Source organism: Streptomyces sp. TLI_55, from assembly GCF_900206255.1.
GTDB lineage: Bacteria > Actinomycetota > Actinomycetes > Streptomycetales > Streptomycetaceae > Streptomyces > Streptomyces aquilus.
Genome location: NZ_OAOJ01000001.1, coordinates 1,276,233 through 1,294,263 on the forward strand (window position 1 = coordinate 1,276,233; position 18,031 = coordinate 1,294,263).

Genomic DNA, 18,031 nt, shown 5'->3' on the forward strand with positions numbered 1-18,031 from the left:
ATAACCGGAGAGGGTTGTTCGCTAACCGACCTTCGTCACCCGAGCGACGTCAGGGCCTCGTCCAACAGCCTCCGCAGCCGCAGCGCGTCCGGCGCCACCGCGCTCACCAGCGCGGCCGGCCCGGCGAGCGGCATCACCACGGCGCCGTCCCCCAGCACCCGGGCGGGCGCCGGATCGGCGGCGAACTCCGGTCGTACGACGACGAGTTGACCGACCGCTCGATGCCCCGCCAGCACGGCCGGGCCGTCCCATCCGCCGGGCGCCCCGGGCCCACAGGCGAGCTCCTGGTCCAGCACGGTACGCCCGCCGACCCGCACGACGAGTCGGCTGCCGAGCCGCCCCGGCTCCTCGCCGACCCGCCCCAGCACCTGCTCCTCGCGCAGCACGAGCCGACCGTACGCACCGACGTCGACCTGTGTCGAGACGTACAGCTCACTGCCGTTCGCGGAGATCAACTGCTCGGGCAGCCAGTGCAGTTCACCGCCGTCGGCGACGGTGAGGCGGACGTCGTAGCGCGCCTCGCCCTTGGCCTGTCCGGGCAGGGCGATGGTGGCGGCGGCCGACCCGAGGTGCAGCCGGGCTCCCTCCTCCACCGTCGCCTGGACGGTGAAGTGGTCGCCGCCGAGCGGCCCGCTCATCGCGCCGACGAGCATGACCCGTGCCTCGGTGCCGTTCCCCCGCGTCCGGCGCAGCGCCAGCGGCCCGTCGCCCTCCAGCACCGGAAGCGAGGTGCCGCCGCGCCCGTCGTCGCGGGCGAGGATCCGCGCGGTCGCCTGTACGCCGCCGCTCATGCCGTCCACGCGGCGAGCTGCGAGCGCACCCACGCGGCGACGTCCGTGACCCCGGCCTCGGTCCGCAACGACTGGAAGACGACCGGCAGTTCGGCGCGCTGCGCCTTGGCGTCGGCCGCCATCCGGGCGAGGTCCGAGCCGACGTACGGGGCGAGGTCGGTCTTGTTGACGACGAGCAGGTCGGCGGTGGTGACGCCGGGACCTCCCTTGCGCGGGATGTCGTCGCCGCCCGCCACGTCGATCACGAAGATCTGCGCGTCGACGAGCCCCTTCGAGAAGGTCGCGGTGAGGTTGTCGCCGCCGCTCTCGACGAGCACGAGGTCCAGCGGCCCGACCTCGTCCTCCAGGTCCTCGACGGCTTCGAGGTTGGCGGAGATGTCGTCCCGGATCGCGGTGTGCGGGCAGGCGCCCGTCTCCACGGCGGTGATCCGCTCGGGCGGCAGCACGGCCTCCCGGAGCAGGAACTCGGCGTCCTCGCGGGTGTAGATGTCATTGGTGACGACGGCGAGGGACAGCTCGTCGCGCAGGGCGCGGCACAGCGCGGCGACCGTGGCGGTCTTGCCGGAACCGACGGGGCCGCCGAGGCCGATCCGCAGGGCGCGGCGGGCGCCGTCGGGGCGGTGCGCGTCCGCGCTGACAGCGGCGGGGCCGTCGTGGGAGTGGTCGAGATGCATGATTACGGCTCCTTCAACTGCGACGAACTACGACGCGAACAGCCGCACAGCCCATGCGGCGTGCAGCTCCGCGGAAATCTCCAACAACGGCGCGGAGGCGGCGGGAAGGGCGTCGACGCCCACCTCGGCGACCTCGCGCGCCGCTTCCACCGCCCGGTCCGCCACCCGGTCCAGCTCCGGCGCCAACCGGGCCAGCACCCCCGTGGCGTCGAACGGGTCGAGGCTCAGCAACCGCACGGTCGCCGACGCCGGCCCGCTCACGCTCTCGTACGCGGCGCAGTAGGCCGCGTCGACGGCCTCCAGTCCGGCGGCCCGAGCCGCGAGCCCCAACACCACCGGCTGATGCGCGCCCTTGGGGAACTCGCGTGCCAGTGCGTCGAGTTCGGCCGAGGGCCAGGTCGCCCGCGCGGCCCGCATCAGCTGCCGCCCGAGCTTCCGCGCGGCGGTCCGCAACGCGGGCGACGGTGTGCGGGCGTCCGCCGCCGCGTCCAACTCCCCGGGATCCACGCCGAGTACGGCGGCGGCGGCCAGGGACGCCGCCACCAGTCCCGCCGTGTGCAACCGCCCCCGGCAGAACTCCTCCAGGCTCGAAGCCCCGTTGATCCGCCCGGCCTTGACGGCCGCCTCCGCCCCGCCGGAGTGCGCGTGCCCCCCGGCGGGAAAGCGGCCGTCGGCCAGGACGAGCAGTGCGGCCCTAGACATCGCGATCCCGTCCCATCAGAACAGGAAGTAACGCTGGGCCAAGGGCAGTTCGGCCGCCGGAGTCGCCTCGACCAGCTCCCCGTCGATGTGCACGGCGAAGCTGTCGGGATCGACCCGCACCGAGGGACGGGCGTCGTTCTCCCGCATGTCCGCCTTGGTCACCCCACGGGTCGACTCGATGGCGACGAAGCGCTTGCCGAGTTGCAGCCGCTCCGGCAGCCCGTCCTCGATCGCCAGCGGCGCGACGAAGTTGAACGAGTTGGTCGCGGGCGCCCGCCCGATCGCCCCGTACATCGGACGCGGCAGGATCGGCTGCGGAGTCGGGATCGAGGCGTTGGCGTCGCCCATCTGCGCGTAGGCGATCTGCCCGCCCTTGACGACGAGATGCGGCTTGACGCCGAAGAACGCGGGCTCCCACAGCACGAGGTCGGCGAGCTTGCCGGTCTCCACCGAGCCGATCTCCCGGGCGAGGCCCTGGGCGACGGCCGGGTTGATCGTGTACTTGGCGATGTACCGCCGCACCCGCTGGTTGTCGGCTCGCCCGTCCCCGGGCAGCGCGCCCCGCTTCCGCTTCATGACATGCGCGGTCTGCCAGGTCCGCATGATGACCTCGCCGACCCGGCCCATGGCCTGGGCGTCGGACGAGATGATCGAGATGGCGCCGAGGTCGTGGAGGATGTCCTCCGCGCCGATGGTCGTCGGCCGGATCCGTGACTCGGCGAAGGCCAGGTCCTCCGGCACCGCCGGGTTGAGGTGGTGGCACACCATCAGCATGTCGAGGTGTTCCTCGGCGGTGTTGACGGTGAACGGCCGAGTCGGGTTGGTCGAGCTCGGCAGCACGTGCGGCTCGGAGACGACGGTCATGATGTCGGGCGCGTGCCCGCCGCCCGCACCCTCGGTGTGGTAGGCGTGGATGCCGCGTCCGGCGATCGCCGCGAGCGTGTCCCCGACGAAGCCGGCCTCGTTCAGGGTGTCGGTGTGGATGGCGACCTGGATGCCGGTCTGGTCCGCCACCGTCAGCGAGGCGTCGATGACGGCCGGCGTCGAGCCCCAGTCCTCGTGGAGCTTGAGTCCCAGCGCCCCGCCCCGGATCTGGGACAGCATCGCCTCGTGCGAGACGGTGTTGCCCTTGCCGAGGAAGCCGATGTTGAGCGGGTACTGCTCCATCGCCTCCAGCATCCGGGCGAGGTGCCACGGACCGGGCGTCACCGTCGTGGCCTTCGATCCCTCGGCCGGACCGGTACCGCCGCCCACCAGGGTCGTCACACCGGCGGACAGTGCCTCGTCGGCGATCTGCGGGCAGATGAAGTGGACGTGCGCGTCGACCGCGCCGGCCGTGAGGATGCGCCCGTTGCCCGCGATGACCTCGGTCTCGGGTCCGAGCACCAGGTCCGGGTGGACGCCGTCCATGGTGTCGGGGTTGCCGGCCTTGCCGATGGCGGTGATCCGGCCGTCGCGGATGCCGACGTCGGCCTTGACGATCCCCCAGTGGTCGATGATCACGGCACCGGTGATGACGGTGTCCGGGGTGCCGTCTGCGCGCGTAGCACGCGCCTGGCCCATGGACTCGCGGATCACCTTGCCACCGCCGAAGACGGCCTCGTCACCGGCGAGTCCGGGACCGCCGGAACGATCCTCCTCGATCTCGACGATCAGATCGGTGTCGGCGAGCCGGATGCGGTCGCCGGTCGTCGGGCCGAACAGGTCGGCGTACGCGGCACGCGAGATCTCAGGCATCGAGGGCACCTCCGGTCTCCCCGCGCAGTCCGGGCACGATCCGGGCGCCGGCCAGCGGGACGAGTTCGACGTCGACGGGGATTCCGGGCTCGAAGCGCACGGCGGTGCCGGCGGCGACGTTCAGCCGCTTGCCGCGCGCGGCGGCGCGGTCGAACTCCAGGCCGGGGTTGGCCTCGGCGAAGTGGTAGTGGGAGCCGACCTGGACGGGCCGGTCGGCGGCGTTGAGGACGGTCAGACGGGTGACCTCACGGCCCTCGTTGTAGACGATCGGGTCCTCGGCGAAGAGGATCTCTCCGGGAATCATGGCAGCCCCCGTCAGACGATCGGGTCGTGGACGGTGACGAGCTTGGTGCCGTCCGGGAAGGTGGCCTCGACCTGGACGTCGTGGATCATCTCGGGGATGCCCTCCATGACGTCGTCCCGGGTGAGCAGCTTGCGCCCGGAGGCCATCAGTTCGGCGACGGTACGGCCGTCACGGGCGCCCTCGAGAATGTGCGAGGTGATGAGCGCGACGGCCTCGGGGTGGTTGAGCTTGAGTCCACGGGCCCGGCGCTTCTCGGCGACGTCGGCCGCCACATGGATCAGCAGCCTCTCTTGCTCGTGCGGGGTCAGTTGCACGTCCCACCTCACAGTCCTCGCTCCGGACCGTGCGGGGTCCGGTTGCCGCAGCCGCCGGGCAAACTCCCTGGTGGCGTGCCGGAAGGCTAGTTGGACCGGGTTTCAGGCAAGTTAACCGAGCTGTGATCCATCGGATGTGTCGCGGCGGTGGTCGCCGGGGAGGTCCCGCACGCTCATCAGCGCCCGCAGCCCGTCCTGGAGGATGTCGCTCGGCATCGGTCCGAACAGGGCCTGCTGGGCGATGAAGCCCATGGCCGCGGACATCATGGTGCGGGCCACGTGGTCCGCGGACACGTCCGACCGCATCAGCCCGGCGTCCTGGTAGGCCTGCACGATCCGCCCCCAGGCCTGCTGCACCGCGCCGTAGCCGTCGCGCAGGACGGCCGCGAGTTCGTCGTTGCGGAGTGTCTCCGTCCATACCTGCACGACGAGCCGCGGGAACGCGGGACGCCCGTCCACGGTCAGGAACTCCTTGGTGGCGAGGACCCGGCCGAGCACCGTCGCCACCAGGACGTCCGGCGGCGGGGGCGGGCTGCTGAGGGCCGCCTCGGCGAAACCGGCGCGGACCTGGCCGAGCACCTCCTCGACGATGGCCGCGATGAGGGCCTCCTTGCCGCTGAAGTAGCGGTACACGGCCCCGGCCGACAGATCGACCTCCTTCAGCACGTCCTGCATGGAGGTGGCATGGAAGCCGTTGCGGGCGAAGCAGACCGCGGCACCGTCGAGGATCTGCCGACGGCGGGCGTCGAGGTGTTCCTGGGATACGCGGGCCATGGTCATCAACATAAAACGAACGTTCCTTCTTGACAAGACGCGTTCCCGACAGGACGGTGGGAGAGAAAGAAAAACGAACGATCATTCTCTTTAAATCCAAGCCCCTCCGAGCCAGTACGAGCCAGGAAGGCCACCTCATGTCCACCGCTTCCGCTACCACCCCCGTCGGCGACCACCGCCGCCTCCTCGCGGTCGCCGTCCTCGTCCCGCTCCTCGCGGCCCTCGCCCTGTGGGCCTTCGCCTGGCCCGCCGCCCGCACCGCGCCCCGCGACCTGCCGCTCGGCGTGGCCGGTCCGGCCGCCGCGACCGCCCAGGTCGAGCAGCAACTGGCGCGGCACAAGGGCGCGTTCGAGATCCACCACTACGCGGACGAGGCCGCCGCCCGGGACGCCATCGAGGACCGGACCGTGTACGGGGCGGTCGTCGTCACCGCCCAGGGTCCCGAGCTGCTGACCGCGTCGGCCGCGAGCCCGGTGGTGGCGCAGCTGCTCCAGCAGGCCGTGGCCCAGCCGACGGCGGCCGAGGGCACCCAGGTCAGGACGGTCGACGTCGTGGCGGCGCCCGCGAAGGACCCGCGCGGCGCGGCCCTGAACGCCAGTGTGCTGCCGCTGGCCCTGGCCGGGATCGCCGCGGGGGCGGCGGTGACGTCGGTCGGACTGCGCGGGACGCGTGCCGCGGTAGCCCTGGTCGGCGCCTCGGCCCTGGCGGGCATGGCCGCCGCCGGGATCACGGACAGCTGGCTCGGCGTCGTCACCGGCAACTGGTGGGCGGAGGCAGGGGTGTTCGGGCTCGCGACGCTCGCGGTGAGCAGTGCCGTGGCCGGTCTCGCCGCGCTTCTGGGCACCGCCGGGATCGGGATCGCGTCCGGCGTGATCATGCTCTTCGGCAACCCCTTCTCGGCGGCCCCCTCGGCGCCGCAGCTGCTGCCCGAGCCGGCCGGCGCGATCGGCCAGTGGCTGCCGCCGGGCGCGAGCGCGACCCTGCTGAGGTCGGTGGCGTACTTCGACGGCGCCGCGGCGACCGGCCCCGCCCTCACCCTGACCTGGTGGGCCGCGCTCGGCCTGGGTGCCGTCCTGCTGGGGAACGCGCTCAAGGGTCGCAAGAAGAGCGCCGCGTCCGCGGCCGAACGGGAGCTGGTGCCCGCCGGCTGACCCGGGCACTCTGGGACGGACCGCGCACCTCCGCTGTAGCGGACGGGGGTGTGCGGTCTTTTTCGTGTCCCGCTAGGAGGCGCCCGTGCCCCGATGGTGGGCCGCGATGCCGAACCGCTGCGGCTCGCGGGGTGGCGAGGACAGCTCGCGCACGGTCGAGACCGCGCTGATCACCTGCTCCTCGGCGGGCTCCGGAAGCTCCTGGAGCTCCTCCAGCCGTTCGAGGTCGGCGGCGGAGACCAGGGCGACGAGCGGCTTGCCGTGCCGCGTGACGACGACGCGCTCACCGCCGTACACCACTCGGTTGATCAGGTCGGCGAGTTCAGCCCTGGCTTGCGTCACCGGAATCTCGTAGGCCATACCCCCATCATAACGTCACGTACATCCTGTACATTTTTTACAGACGCCGAAGGAGGGGTACCCAATGACCCGACCGACCGCCCGCCATGTCCTGCCCGAGTTCACCGAACGCACGAGCTCCGGCAGCAAGACGATGGACCCGTACTCGAAGCTGCTGGAGGAGCGGATCGTCTTCCTCGGCACCCCGGTGGACGACATCTCGGCGAACGACGTGATGGCGCAGTTCATGCACCTCGAGTACCAGGACCCGGACCGGGACATCTCGCTCTACATCAACTCCCCCGGCGGCTCCTACAGCGCCATGTCGGCGATCTACGACACGATGCAGTTCGTCAGTTGTGACGTGGAGACGATCTGCCTCGGGCAGGCCGGTTCGTCCGCTGCCGTACTGCTGGCGGCCGGCACCCCCGGCAAGCGGTCCGCACTGCCGGGTGCCCGCATGGTGATCCACCAGCCCTCGCTGCCCGAGCCGATGGAGGGACAGGCCTCCGATCTGGCCATCCAGGCGGAGGAGTTGGGGCGCGTCCGCGACCGCCTGGAGGAGATGCTCGTACGGCACACCGGGCGCACCCGGGAGCAAGTCACCGAGGACATCGAGCGGGACAAGATCCTCACCGCGCATGAGGCCCTGGAATACGGCCTGGTGGATCAGATCGTCCCCAGCCGCAAGGGCTCGCGCCCCGCGCCCGGCACCCGGTGAGCGGGCGATGCTGCCACCCGAGCTCCCGCCGCTGCCCGCGCTGACGCGCGCCGAGGGCGAGTTGATCGACCGTTATCTCGACGTGGTCGATCTGCTCGGCCGGATCAACCCCGCACACCACGGCGACACCTACCGCGGACTGCGGGCCGCGCAGGCGCTGGTCGCCAAGGCGGCCGAGCTGCGTGACGCGCTGGCGCTGATGCACCAGCGCGGCGAGACGGAGCTGCATGCCGCAACCCTGGCGCAGGCGCTGCGCGTCCTGGACGGTGAGCGGCGCACGGCGCGGGTCACGGTGCCGCCGCACTCCGGCAGTTGACGCGGACGCACCCGGTCCGGACCGTCGGCCGCGACGGCGAAGCGTCCGGACCGGGCTTGAAACGGACCAAAAGACGTACCCCCATTTGGAGTAGTCGCCGGTCGTTCTGTGGGGCCGTCAGGGTTGCGCAACGCGCGTAGCCCGTGGCCGGAATGAGTCGCTCCGTCGCTGGTCCGAGGCTCCTCGACCCCCTCGACAGTCCCTCGAACAGAGGAGTGTCCACCCGAACGGGTGAGTGGTGAGTAACGCCACAAATCCCCGATTCCATTGGGTTTTTCGTGTGTCCGTACGTGAAGATCCCTGTCTGACGACAAGCCCCCGCCGCAGCGGCGGGGCGATCCGGGTGGACGCCGAGTCCTGCCGCCACCCGGATGACCGGTCGACAGGAGTGGATCGGCAGGAGTGGAGGACCCAAGCACGACGGGTCGCCGGAACAGCGCTCAACGGCCGTTCCGAGCAGCCCTTGGGGTGAAGCCGCAGTTTGCGGCCGGGCAACTTCGCCAGCCCGAATCCGACAGGTCATCCTTCACAGGCGGCTGACGAAGGGTTGCGCATGTCTGCGCTCAATCGTGTCCCGTCGCTGATGGCCCGAGCCGGTACCGCCTCGGCCCTCACCATCGCCGCAGTGGGCGGCTCCATCGCGGTCCCGGGCGTCGCCTCCGACGCCGCGGCCGCGACACCGGCGACGAAGGCACTCCAGGTCGCGGCTTCCAAGAAGGGCTCCCCGTACAAGTGGGGCGCCGCGGGGCCGCACAGGTTCGACTGCTCCGGGCTCACGCTGTACTCGTACAAGAAGGCGGGCAAGAAACTGCCCCGGACGGCGGCCCAGCAGTACAACAAGACCCGCCACATCTCGGCCGGCAGCCGCAAGGCCGGCGACCTCGTGTTCTTCCACTCGGGGTCGAACGTGTACCACGTCGGGATCTACGCGGGGAAGGGGAAGATCTGGCACTCCCCGAAGAGCGGAGAGGTCGTGAAGCTCCAGAAGATCTGGACGAAGAGCGTCTGGTACGGCCGGGTCAAGTGACCTTCCCGCGGGGGTGGCGGCGACCTGACCCGCCGCCACCCCTGCGGGGCCTCCGGACCCGTTGAACACGCCGTCGGTCAGGGCTCTTGCTGACCCGCCGCCGACACCGGCTGCGCCGGTACCGTCCACGGGAGCTCGATGGAGACCGTCTTGCCGCCCTCGCGGGTGGGGCGGACTCTCAGCTTGCCGCCGCACTCCGCGGTCAGCCAGCGAATGATCACCATGCCACGGCCGTTGTCCTGCTGGACGGCGGCCGGAAGCCGTTTGGGGAAGCGTGGGTGGCTGTCGGTGACTCCGATGCGCAGTTGCTCGTCACGGTCGAGCTGGAGGTCGACCGTGAAGGTGGGTGACTGGCCGAACGTGTGCTGTACCGCGTTGGTGGCGAGTTCGGAGACGATGAGCCGGATCGTCTCCGCCGCCTCGGTGTCCGCCGGCAGGCCCCACTCCGAGAGGGTGCTCAGGACGTAGGCGCGGGCCGCGGAGACCGAGGCGGGATCGCTCGGCAGAGTGACGGATGCTTCCAGATGGTCTGCCATGGCGAGGTCGTCCCTTTCCCACGGGACCGCAGTCCGACACGGAGCGGATGGTTCGAGTACGGTCCCGGACTGGTGCTTCTTCGCCAGACTGCCATTACCAGGCCGGTCACGGTGCCGATCCACCAAGATATGCATATATCTGTCGCTCGAAGCGGTGAACTCTCCGACGGAAGACCGTATTTGGGTGGCTCGGAAGGAGTAAGGAGTAGCCCATGCAGCACGGTCCCGCGGTACGCCGCCGGAAACTGGGCGCCGAACTGCGTGCGTTGCGCACCGGCGCGGGGCTCACCAGTGGTGAGGCGGCCCGGCTGGCGGGCTGGCACCAGTCCAAGGTGAGCCGGATCGAGACCGGCGCCAGCGGGGTGAAACCGGCCGATGTGCGGTTACTCCTGGACGTCTACGAGGTCCACGACAGCCAACTCAGGGAGTTGCTGCTGGTGTTGGCGGGGGCCGACGAGGGCGGTGGACGCCATCACTGGTGGCACGCCTACCGCGGGGTGCTGCCCCCGACGTACCGGGACTTCATCAGCCTGGAGTCGCAGGCGACCGCGATGCGCACACTGGAGATCTCCGTCGTCCCCGGGCTGTTGCAGACGCCCGAGTACGCCCGCGCGGTCACCCGGGCCGCGGTCGGCGGCCTCGACGGCGAGACCGACGAAAGGCTCGACGCGCTGGTCGAGGTGCGGCTGGCCCGGCAGGACGTACTGCGGGCCGATCCGCCGCTGGAGCTGGCCGCGGTGCTGGACGAGGGGGTGCTGCGCCGGGAGATCGGCGGCCCCGACGTGATGGCCCGGCAGTTGCGGCGGCTCGTCGAGGCGGCCCGGCTCCCCCAAGTCAGGCTTCAGGTGCTGCCGTTCGCCGCGGGAGCCCACATCGGCATCACCGGCCCTTTCGTTATCTTCTCATTTTCGCGCACTTCTGATCTGGACGTGGTTGTTCTCGACCACTTGACGAGTAGCCTCTACCTCGAGCGGAAAGAAGACCTCCGGGCCTACACCGAGGCCTTCAACACCCTCAAGATCCACGCCCTTTCGCCTGAGGACTCGTTGGATTACATCGCCGCGATAGGTGACGGCGCGTAAGGAGGCACCATGTCTGCACTGCCTCGGAACGTTCCTACCAGTACCGATCTGCTCGACGTGGGCTGGCTGCGCAGCAGTTACAGCACGGGAGCGAACAACTGTGTCGAGACCGCTCGGCCAGGGTCCGGCCCCCGGGCCGGACTCGTCGCCGTACGCGACTCCAAGGACCCGTCCGGACCCGCGCTGCTCTTCTCCCCCGAGAGCTGGGCGGAGTTCACGGCCGCGTTCTGATCAGTTCCGATCCTGAACGGACACGGCCGTGTCACGCCGACTCATGGTCGTGTCTCACCGATCACCTGTACAGCGCGTTCGATCTGCGCCTCGGAGAGGTCCGCGCGGGCGGTCAACCGCAGCCGTGAGATGCCGTCGGGCACGGAAGGAGGACGGAAACAGCCCACGGACAGGCCTGCCGCACGGCAGTCGGCCGCCCACTGCACGGCCCCCTCCGGGGACGGCGCGCGCACGGAGACCACCGCGGCGTCCGGTCGTACCGCCTCGTGACCCGCGGCGGTCAGGCGTGCGTGCAGTTCGGCGGCCACCTCGCGTGCCCGGGCCGCCCGCTCGGGCTCGCGGCGCAGCAGGCGCAGCGCCGACAGGGCGGCACCGGCCGCCGCCGGCGCCAGACCCGTGTCGAAGATGAACGTCCGTGCCGTGTTGACCAGGTGGTCGATGACCCGGGCCGGGCCGAGCACGGCCCCGCCCTGGCTGCCGAGCGACTTGGACAGCGTGACCGTCACGACGACGTCGTCGGCGCCCGCGAGCCCCGCCGCGTGCGGGGCGCCCCGGCCGCCGTCGCCGAGGACGCCGAGGCCGTGGGCGTCGTCGAGCACCAGACCGGCGCCGTACTCCCGGCAGGCCTCGGCGTGCGCGGCCAGCGGAGCGGCGTCGCCGTCGACGGAGAACACCGTGTCGGACACGAAGACGGCCGGGCCCGGACCCTCATGGGTCTCCAGCGCCTTGCGCACGGCGTCCGGGTCGGCGTGTTCCACCACCTGCGAGGTGCCCCGGGCCAGCCGGCAGCCGTCGATCAGCGAGGCGTGGTTGCCGGCGTCGGAGACGATCAGCGAGCGGAGCGGGGCCAGCGCGGTGACCGCGGCGAGGTTGGCCGCGTAGCCGGAGGAGAAGACGAGGGCCGCCTCGAACCCGCAGAAATCGGCCAGCTCGCGTTCCAGCTGAGCATGGAGCTCGGTCGTGCCGGTGACGAGTCGAGATCCGGTGGAGCCTCCACCCCAGGTCCGGGCGGCCCGCGCGGCCCCCTCGACTACCTCGGGATGACGGGTCAGCCCCAGGTAGTCGTTGCTCGCGAGATCGAGCAGCGGCGAGTCGGCGGGGCGCGGGCGCAGGGTGCGCACCAGGCCCCTGCGGGTGCGCACCCGCACCTGCTGGTCGATCCAGCCGAACGCCATGGGTCCTCCGGAGGTTTTGTAGGCAGCGAACAGACACTAGTGGGACGAGCAGCCGCCCACTGTGTGGCAATACCCACACAGCGAATGGCAGCTGTTGTACGAACTCTCCTTGGCCGGAGACGGCTCCTTAGGACAGGATCAGCTTTCATGGACCTGCTGAACACGCTGGTGGACAAGGGGCTTCGGCGCGAGCTGCCGACCCGCGACGAGGCGCTCGCCGTCCTCGCCACGTCCGACGACGACCTGCTCGACGTGGTGGCCGCGGCCGGAAAGGTGCGCCGGCACTGGTTCGGCCGACGCGTGAAACTGAACTACCTCGTCAACCTCAAGTCCGGCTTGTGCCCCGAGGACTGCTCCTACTGCTCGCAGCGGCTCGGCTCCGAGGCCGGGATCCTGAAGTACACCTGGCTCAAGCCCGACGAGGCCTCCAAGGCCGCCGCCGCGGGTCTCGCGGGCGGCGCGAAGCGGGTCTGTCTGGTGGCGAGCGGGCGCGGTCCGACGGACCGGGACGTGGACCGGGTCGCGGGCACCATCAAGGCGATCAAGGACCAGAACGAGAACGTCGAGGTGTGCGCCTGCCTCGGGCTGCTCTCCGACGGCCAGGCCGAGCGGCTGCGCGAGGCGGGCGCGGACGCCTACAACCACAACCTCAACACGTCCGAGGCGACGTACGGCGACATCACGACGACACACACGTACGCCGACCGCGTCGACACCGTGCAGAAGGCGCACGCGGCGGGTCTGTCGGCCTGCTCGGGTCTGATCGCGGGCATGGGCGAGTCGGACGACGACCTGGTCGACGTGGTCTTCTCGCTGCGTGAGCTGGACCCGGACTCGGTTCCGGTCAACTTCCTGATCCCGTTCGAGGGCACCCCGCTGGCCAAGGAGTGGAACCTCACCCCGCAGCGCTGTCTGCGCATCCTGGCGATGGTGCGGTTCGTCTGCCCCGACGCCGAGGTGCGGATCGCGGGCGGCCGTGAGGTCCATCTGCGCACGATGCAGCCGCTCGCCCTGAACATCGCCAACTCGATCTTCCTCGGCGACTATCTGACGTCCGAGGGCCAGGCGGGCAAGGCCGACCTGGAGATGATCGCGGACGCCGGTTTCGAGGTGGAGGGCGCGGGCGAGGTCACGCTGCCGCAGCACCGGGCGGACGTGGCCGCCGCGTCGGGCGGATGCGGTTCGCATGCCGAGGCCGGGTGCGGTTCGCATGGCGAGGCGGGGTGCGGGACCGGCTGTGGTTCCGTGTGCGGTTCCCATGAGCCGGCCGCCGTTCCCGACGTCAACGAGCCGCGCACGGATCTGGTCGCCGTACGCCGTCGGGGTGCCGGGACGGATCTCGCGCCCAATGCCTGAGCTGCCCGTGTCCGAGCTGCTGGAGCTCGACCGGCGGCATGTGTGGCATCCGTACGGGCCGATGCCCGGCCGTGCGGAACCGCTCGTCGTGGAGTCGGCGAGCGGGGTGCGGCTGCGCACGTCCGCCGGGGAGCTGGTCGACGGCATGTCGTCCTGGTGGTCGGCCATCCACGGCTACAACCACCCGGTGCTGAACGAGGCCGCCGCCGGGCAGCTCGGCCGGATGAGCCACGTGATGTTCGGCGGGCTCACCCACGAGCCCGCCGTACGCCTCGCGAAGCACCTTGTCGACATGTCACCCGAAGGCTTGGAGCATGTGTTCCTGGCCGACTCGGGTTCGGTGTCCGTCGAGGTCGCCGCGAAGATGTGCCTCCAGTACTGGCGCTCGCTGGGCCGCGGCGGCAAGCAGCGGCTGCTGACCTGGCGAGGCGGCTACCACGGGGACACCTGGCAGCCGATGTCGGTGTGCGACCCCGAGGGCGGGATGCACGACCTGTGGACCGGGGTGCTCCCGCGCCAGGTGTTCGCGGACGCGCCGCCGGCCGAGTACGAGGAGTCGTACGCCGACCAGCTGCGCGCCCTCGTCGAGCGGCACGCCGACGAACTGGCCGCGGTGATCGTGGAGCCGGTCGTGCAGGGCGCGGGCGGGATGCGGTTCCACTCCCCCGCGTATCTGCGGGTGCTGCGCGAGGCGTGCGACGCGCACGACGTGCTGCTGGTCTTCGACGAGATCGCGACCGGCTTCGGGCGTACGGGCGCGCTGTTCGCGGCGGAGCACGCGGCGGTGACGCCGGACGTGATGTGTGTGGGCAAGGCGCTGACCGGCGGCTATATGACGATGGCGGCCACCTTGTGCACGGCGCGTGTGGCCGACGGCATCTCGCGCGGCGAGGTCCCGGTGCTGGCGCACGGCCCGACGTTCATGGGCAACCCGCTCGCGGCGGCGGTGGCCTGCGCGTCGATCGAGCTGCTGCTCGGGCAGGACTGGCAGGCCGAGGTCAAGCGGATCGAGGCGGGGCTCACGGAGGGCCTGGCGCCGGCGCGGGAGCTGCCGGGCGTCCGGGACGTCCGCGTCCTCGGCGCGATCGGCGTGGTCCAGCTCGATCACGAGGTGGACATGAAGGCGGCCACGGAGGCGGCCGTGCGCGAGGGCGTATGGCTGCGGCCGTTCCGCGACCTCGTCTACACGATGCCGCCGTACGTCACGGGCGACGCGGACGTGGCACGGATCGCGCGGGCCGTGTGCGCGGCGGCGGGAGAGGGTTGAGATGTCAGTACTGGTGATCACGGGCACCGGCACGGAGGTCGGCAAGACGATCACGACCGCCGCGGTCGCCGCCGCCGCGGTCGCCGCGGGCCGGTCGGTGGCCGTGCTCAAGGCGGCCCAGACGGGCGTACGGCCCGACGAGCCGGGCGACGCTCAGGAGGTCGCGCGTCTCGCGGGGCCGGTCACGACGGCCGAGCTCGCCCGCTACCCCGAGCCGTTGGCCCCGGGGACGGCCGCGCGCCGGGCGGGCCGCGCTCCGGTGCGCCCGCAGGAGATCGCGGAGGCGGCCGCCAAACTCGCCACCGAGCACGATCTGGTGCTGGTCGAGGGCGCGGGCGGGCTGCTCGTACGGTTCGACGAGGCGGGCGGGACGCTGGCGGACGCGGCGCAACTCCTCGCGGCGCCGGTGCTGGTGGTGGCCACGGCCGGACTGGGCACGCTCAACACCACCGACCTGACGGCCCGTGAACTTCGCTCCCGGGGGCTGGAGTTGGCGGGGGTCGTCATCGGTGGCTGGCCGAACTCGCCCGATCTGGCGATGCGGTGCAATGTGACCGACCTGCCCGAGGTCGCCGACGCGCCGCTGCTGGGGGCGCTGCCGATGGGCGCGGGCGCGCTGGCACCGGCCGACTTCCGCGCGGCGGCACCGAGTTGGCTGGCGCCGCGGCTGGACGGGGTGTGGGACGCGGGGGTGTTCCGGGGGCGGGAGGCCGCCTAGTCAGGTGCGGTCCGCGTCGGCGGGGACCCAGGAGAAGGGCACGTCTGCGGCGGCCCATGCGTCCAGGTCCACCGCCATGACCGCGTCGACGAAGACCTGGGGTGGCCGATAGGCGTGCGCGTCGATGTAGTGGCCGATCAGGACGGGGGCCGCGTAGGCGGTTCCGGGTGCCCCCGGGACGCGGATCTCTCCGTTTCCGCGTGCGGGGTCGTCCGGTGGGCACAGGTCGCAGAAGTGCCAGCCCCGGCACAGGTTCACGCTCTGGACGGCGATGATCGCCCGCAGCTTCTCCGTGAAGGCCGCCGGTACCGGGCCGGTCGCACAGGGGCGGCCGACCTCCAACCAGCCCACGGCCAGCCGCCGGTAGGCGGGGCGGAAGCCGACACGGAAGAACGACCGGCCCTCGGCTGCGAAGGTCTCGTCCTCGAAGTAGTCGTACGGGCTCAGGTCTTCATAGAACATCCGCGCATCATCACATCCCCTCCCCCTCCGCCAGCAACCGCACCAGCTCGATGCGCGACCGGATGCCCAACCGCGCGAAGACGCCCCGCAGATGGTGGTCGATCGTGCGGGGGCTGAGGGCCAGCCTCGTCGCGATCTCGCGGTTGGTGGCGCCCTCGGCGGCCATGCGGGCGACCATGAGCTGCTGGGCGGTGAGGCGGGTGGTGGGGTCGTCCGGGGCCGCCGAGGCGGGAGGTGCGGGGGTGCCGAGCGCGCGGAGTTCCGCCCGGGCCTGGGCGGCGCAGTGCGGGGCGCCGAAGTGTTCGAAGGCCTCCAGGGCGCTGTGCAGGCGGTCGCGGGCCTCGGTGCGGTGCCGCAGCCGGCGCAGCGCACTGCCGAACAGCAGCTCCGTGCGGGCGCGTTCGAAGTCGCGGGTGCCCCGGGCGTGCAGGTCGAGCGCGGTGCGGTAGTGCTCGACCGCTTCGGCGCCCGGTGCCAGCAGGGCCCGGCACCGGGCGCTGAGTGCCAGGTCGTCGGGGCTGCGGACGGCGCTCGCCCAGCGGTGGTAGTCGGCGTGCGCGACCCGGGCCACCCGGGTGTCGTCGGTGCGGACGGCCGCCTCGACGTAGTGCGGGGTGGCCAGGTGCCGGATGGCCCGGTGACCGTGGCCGGGACCGAAGCCGGCGAGCGCCCGCAGCCGGGCCGCCGCCGCGGCGAACCGCCCACTGCTGAGGTCGAGATAGGCGAGCGCCCACTGGGCTAGCCCGGCGGGCAGACCGAGACCGCGCCCGAGGGCGTACGACCGGGCCGTCGCCGCGCGTTCCCGGCACACGTCGGCGTCGCCCGTGAGCGCCGCGAACATGGCCAGGGCCGCCTGGAGATGACAGGCCCCGTTGTCCTGGCCGGTGGCGTACGCCAGCCAGAGCGCGTCGGCCGCGGCGGCCTCCCCGGCGCGCGGGCGCCCGCTCCAGAAGTCGGCGTAGGCACGGAACTCCATGGCCTGCGCCACGGCGACCGTCGCGCCGCGCACGCGCGCGGAGGCGGCCGCGCGGACGGTCGCGGCGGTGGCCCGCGTGTGGTCGCCGAGCAGGAGGGCGGCGATGCCGGCGTGGATCAGGAGGGTGGGGTCGCCGCCGGGGCCGCAGCGCCCGGCCGTCGCGCCGAGCAGGTCCCGCGCGTCCTCGTAGCGCCCCTCGAAGGCCGCCGCGAGCCCGCCGAGCGTCCCGGGCGGCTCGATCCCGAGCCGCCGCGCCACCCGGTCGGCCTCCCGACATCGCCGCAGGTCACCGGTGTAGATGGCGGCCTCGGTGGCCCGGGCGAGGAGGTGGAGGGCGGGGTTGGGGACGTCGAGGGTGGGGAGAGTGGGGCGCGTGGTGTTCAGTGGTGCGGATGGTGCGGATGGTATGGGAGAAACGTTCCGGCCGATCGACTCCGAGAGCGCGCCCCCATCACCTCCCCCCTCCTCCGACTCCCGCACCACAGCCGTCAGCAGCGCGTCGAACGCTTCGGCCGCGTTCCCGGCCCGCAGGGCGAGTACGCCGGTCAGCGCGTCGTCCTCGGTGCGCGCCGCCAAGGCCCGCGCCCGGTCGCCCGCACCGGACTGCCAGGCGTACCCGGCGGCACGTGTCAACAGACGGGTTTGCTCCGCCCGGTCGGGGCACAGCGCGGCCGCGCGTTCGGCGAGGGCGCGCGCCAGCGGGAGGCGGCCCTGGTCGCGGGCCGTCGCGGCGGCCGTGGTGAGCTCCGCCGCCAGCCTGGCGCTCGGGCCGAGGGCGCCCGCGCCACGGTGCCAGGAGCGCAGCGCTGTCTCGCCCTCCGTGCGCAGGACGCGGGCCAGCAGCCGGTGGACGTCGCGCCGGTCCGCCGGGGAGCCGGTCTCGTACGCGGCGATCCTCGTCCAGGCGTCACGGAAGACGACCCCGTCGGCCCGTGTGTGGGCGAGCCCGGCGGCCTCGGCGGCCTCCAGGAGGCGGGTGTCGAGGCGGGCGGCGGCGACCGCGCGCAGGAAGGCGTGCGTGGCGACCGGGTACTGGTCGGCCGCGGCGAGGAGCAGCAGGAGGCGGGTGTCGTCGGGCAGGGCGCGGATCTCCGCGCGGTGGGCGCGCAGCAGCGACGGGGCCAGGTCGGTGGGTTCGGCGGGGAGGGGGTCGAGGCCGGCCGAGCGGCGGTCGCCGAGCAGCCGTACGGCCTCGGCCGCCGCGCGCGGATCGCCGTGCACGGCGTGCAGGAGCCGGACCCGGACGCCCTCGGGCAGGGCGGAGAGCAGGGCCTGCCGGGCGTCCGTGACCGGCGGTGGCGAAGTGGGGGCAAGGGGCGGGGGGTTCACCGGAGTCACCACGCCATCGACGTTACTGGCGAGTTAATTGACCCGTAAA

General features: G+C 72.1%; 21 protein-coding genes and 1 riboswitch. Of the genes, 9 read left to right on the forward strand and 12 right to left on the reverse strand.

The features are described 5' to 3' along the window. Window positions 1-35: 35 nt before the first annotated feature. The 7 genes from CRP56_RS06015 to CRP56_RS06045 all read right to left on the reverse strand — a co-directional run bounded on the left by CRP56_RS06015 (window position 36) and on the right by CRP56_RS06045 (window position 5,296). Window positions 36-791, reverse strand: coding sequence for an urease accessory protein UreD (locus CRP56_RS06015; RefSeq protein WP_097273761.1), 756 nt, complete (start codon window positions 789-791; stop codon window positions 36-38). After that, complete coding sequence (gene ureG / locus CRP56_RS06020) at window positions 788-1,465, reverse strand: urease accessory protein UreG (RefSeq protein WP_097261004.1); 678 nt, start codon at window positions 1,463-1,465, stop codon at window positions 788-790. The genes CRP56_RS06015 and ureG overlap by 4 nt, the downstream gene beginning before the upstream one ends. 27 nt (window positions 1,466-1,492) lie before the next feature. Next, on the reverse strand, window positions 1,493-2,167 hold the full coding sequence (locus tag CRP56_RS06025; RefSeq protein ID WP_097261006.1) for an urease accessory protein UreF: 675 nt from the start codon (window positions 2,165-2,167) through the stop codon (window positions 1,493-1,495). Window positions 2,168-2,182: 15 nt separating this feature from the next. Next, on the reverse strand, window positions 2,183-3,904 hold the full coding sequence (locus CRP56_RS06030; protein ID WP_097261008.1) for an urease subunit alpha: 1,722 nt from the start codon (window positions 3,902-3,904) through the stop codon (window positions 2,183-2,185). Further along, a complete protein-coding gene (locus CRP56_RS06035) occupies window positions 3,897-4,208 on the reverse strand; it encodes an urease subunit beta (RefSeq protein ID WP_059198332.1) in 312 nt (103 codons plus the stop codon). Before CRP56_RS06035 ends, CRP56_RS06030 begins: the two co-directional genes overlap by 8 nt. Before the next feature lie 11 nt (window positions 4,209-4,219). After that, the gene (locus tag CRP56_RS06040; protein WP_010355509.1) at window positions 4,220-4,522 is read right to left on the reverse strand and encodes an urease subunit gamma; all 303 of its coding nucleotides are present in this window, start codon (window positions 4,520-4,522) and stop codon (window positions 4,220-4,222) included. Between the two features lie 111 nt (window positions 4,523-4,633). Next, window positions 4,634-5,296, reverse strand: coding sequence for a TetR/AcrR family transcriptional regulator (locus tag CRP56_RS06045; protein ID WP_097273763.1), 663 nt, complete (start codon window positions 5,294-5,296; stop codon window positions 4,634-4,636). 137 nt (window positions 5,297-5,433) lie between these two features. Between CRP56_RS06045 and CRP56_RS06050 the strand changes: the two genes are divergently transcribed. Next, window positions 5,434-6,447, forward strand: a complete 1,014-nt coding sequence (locus CRP56_RS06050; RefSeq protein WP_097261010.1) for a hypothetical protein — start codon at window positions 5,434-5,436, stop codon at window positions 6,445-6,447. 72 nt (window positions 6,448-6,519) lie between these two features. On the opposite strand, the gene CRP56_RS06055 is transcribed toward CRP56_RS06050, so the two are convergent. Continuing rightward, on the reverse strand, window positions 6,520-6,807 hold the full coding sequence (locus tag CRP56_RS06055) for a type II toxin-antitoxin system Phd/YefM family antitoxin (RefSeq protein WP_097261012.1): 288 nt from the start codon (window positions 6,805-6,807) through the stop codon (window positions 6,520-6,522). A gap of 64 nt (window positions 6,808-6,871) precedes the next feature. Between CRP56_RS06055 and CRP56_RS06060 the strand changes: the two genes are divergently transcribed. The 3 genes from CRP56_RS06060 (at window position 6,872) to CRP56_RS06070 (ending at window position 8,850) form a co-directional block, all read left to right on the forward strand. Continuing rightward, entirely contained in the window at window positions 6,872-7,507 is a 636-nt protein-coding gene (locus CRP56_RS06060) for an ATP-dependent Clp protease proteolytic subunit (RefSeq protein ID WP_097261015.1), read from the forward strand. A 7-nt stretch (window positions 7,508-7,514) separates the two neighbouring features. Further along, window positions 7,515-7,823, forward strand: a complete 309-nt coding sequence (locus CRP56_RS06065) for a hypothetical protein (protein ID WP_097261017.1) — start codon at window positions 7,515-7,517, stop codon at window positions 7,821-7,823. A gap of 370 nt (window positions 7,824-8,193) precedes the next feature. Continuing rightward, window positions 8,194-8,373, forward strand: a riboswitch (cyclic di-AMP (ydaO/yuaA leader). Between the two features lie 3 nt (window positions 8,374-8,376). Then, window positions 8,377-8,850, forward strand: a complete 474-nt coding sequence (locus tag CRP56_RS06070) for a C40 family peptidase (RefSeq protein WP_097261019.1) — start codon at window positions 8,377-8,379, stop codon at window positions 8,848-8,850. A gap of 77 nt (window positions 8,851-8,927) precedes the next feature. Here the strand turns inward: CRP56_RS06070 and CRP56_RS06075 are convergent, their stop codons facing one another. Further along, the gene (locus tag CRP56_RS06075) at window positions 8,928-9,386 is read right to left on the reverse strand and encodes an ATP-binding protein (RefSeq protein ID WP_097261021.1); all 459 of its coding nucleotides are present in this window, start codon (window positions 9,384-9,386) and stop codon (window positions 8,928-8,930) included. Window positions 9,387-9,598: 212 nt separating this feature from the next. Here CRP56_RS06075 and CRP56_RS06080 point away from each other — a divergent pair, with 212 nt between their 5' ends. Both CRP56_RS06080 and CRP56_RS06085 read left to right on the forward strand, forming a co-directional pair. Continuing rightward, entirely contained in the window at window positions 9,599-10,468 is an 870-nt protein-coding gene (locus tag CRP56_RS06080; RefSeq protein ID WP_097261023.1) for a helix-turn-helix domain-containing protein, read from the forward strand. Window positions 10,469-10,477: 9 nt separating this feature from the next. Next, complete coding sequence (locus CRP56_RS06085) at window positions 10,478-10,699, forward strand: DUF397 domain-containing protein (protein WP_097261025.1); 222 nt, start codon at window positions 10,478-10,480, stop codon at window positions 10,697-10,699. A gap of 41 nt (window positions 10,700-10,740) precedes the next feature. Here the strand turns inward: CRP56_RS06085 and CRP56_RS06090 are convergent, their stop codons facing one another. Next, complete coding sequence (locus CRP56_RS06090) at window positions 10,741-11,874, reverse strand: 8-amino-7-oxononanoate synthase (RefSeq protein ID WP_097261027.1); 1,134 nt, start codon at window positions 11,872-11,874, stop codon at window positions 10,741-10,743. 147 nt (window positions 11,875-12,021) lie between these two features. On the opposite strand from CRP56_RS06090, the gene bioB reads away from it, so the two are divergent. Genes bioB through bioD form a run of 3 tightly spaced genes read left to right on the forward strand, consistent with a single transcriptional unit; the run spans window position 12,022 to window position 15,215 of the window. After that, on the forward strand, window positions 12,022-13,230 hold the full coding sequence (bioB, locus tag CRP56_RS06095; protein ID WP_097261029.1) for a biotin synthase BioB: 1,209 nt from the start codon (window positions 12,022-12,024) through the stop codon (window positions 13,228-13,230). Beyond that, a complete protein-coding gene (locus CRP56_RS06100; RefSeq protein WP_097261031.1) occupies window positions 13,223-14,497 on the forward strand; it encodes an adenosylmethionine--8-amino-7-oxononanoate transaminase in 1,275 nt (424 codons plus the stop codon). Before bioB ends, CRP56_RS06100 begins: the two co-directional genes overlap by 8 nt. A gap of 1 nt (window position 14,498) precedes the next feature. Continuing rightward, a complete protein-coding gene (bioD, locus tag CRP56_RS06105; protein WP_097261033.1) occupies window positions 14,499-15,215 on the forward strand; it encodes a dethiobiotin synthase in 717 nt (238 codons plus the stop codon). Here the strand turns inward: bioD and CRP56_RS06110 are convergent, their stop codons facing one another. Both CRP56_RS06110 and CRP56_RS06115 read right to left on the reverse strand, forming a co-directional pair. Then, complete coding sequence (locus CRP56_RS06110; RefSeq protein WP_097261036.1) at window positions 15,216-15,677, reverse strand: DUF7919 family protein; 462 nt, start codon at window positions 15,675-15,677, stop codon at window positions 15,216-15,218. A 10-nt stretch (window positions 15,678-15,687) separates the two neighbouring features. Next, window positions 15,688-17,994, reverse strand: coding sequence for a helix-turn-helix transcriptional regulator (locus CRP56_RS06115; protein WP_097261038.1), 2,307 nt, complete (start codon window positions 17,992-17,994; stop codon window positions 15,688-15,690). Window positions 17,995-18,031: the final 37 nt, after the last annotated feature.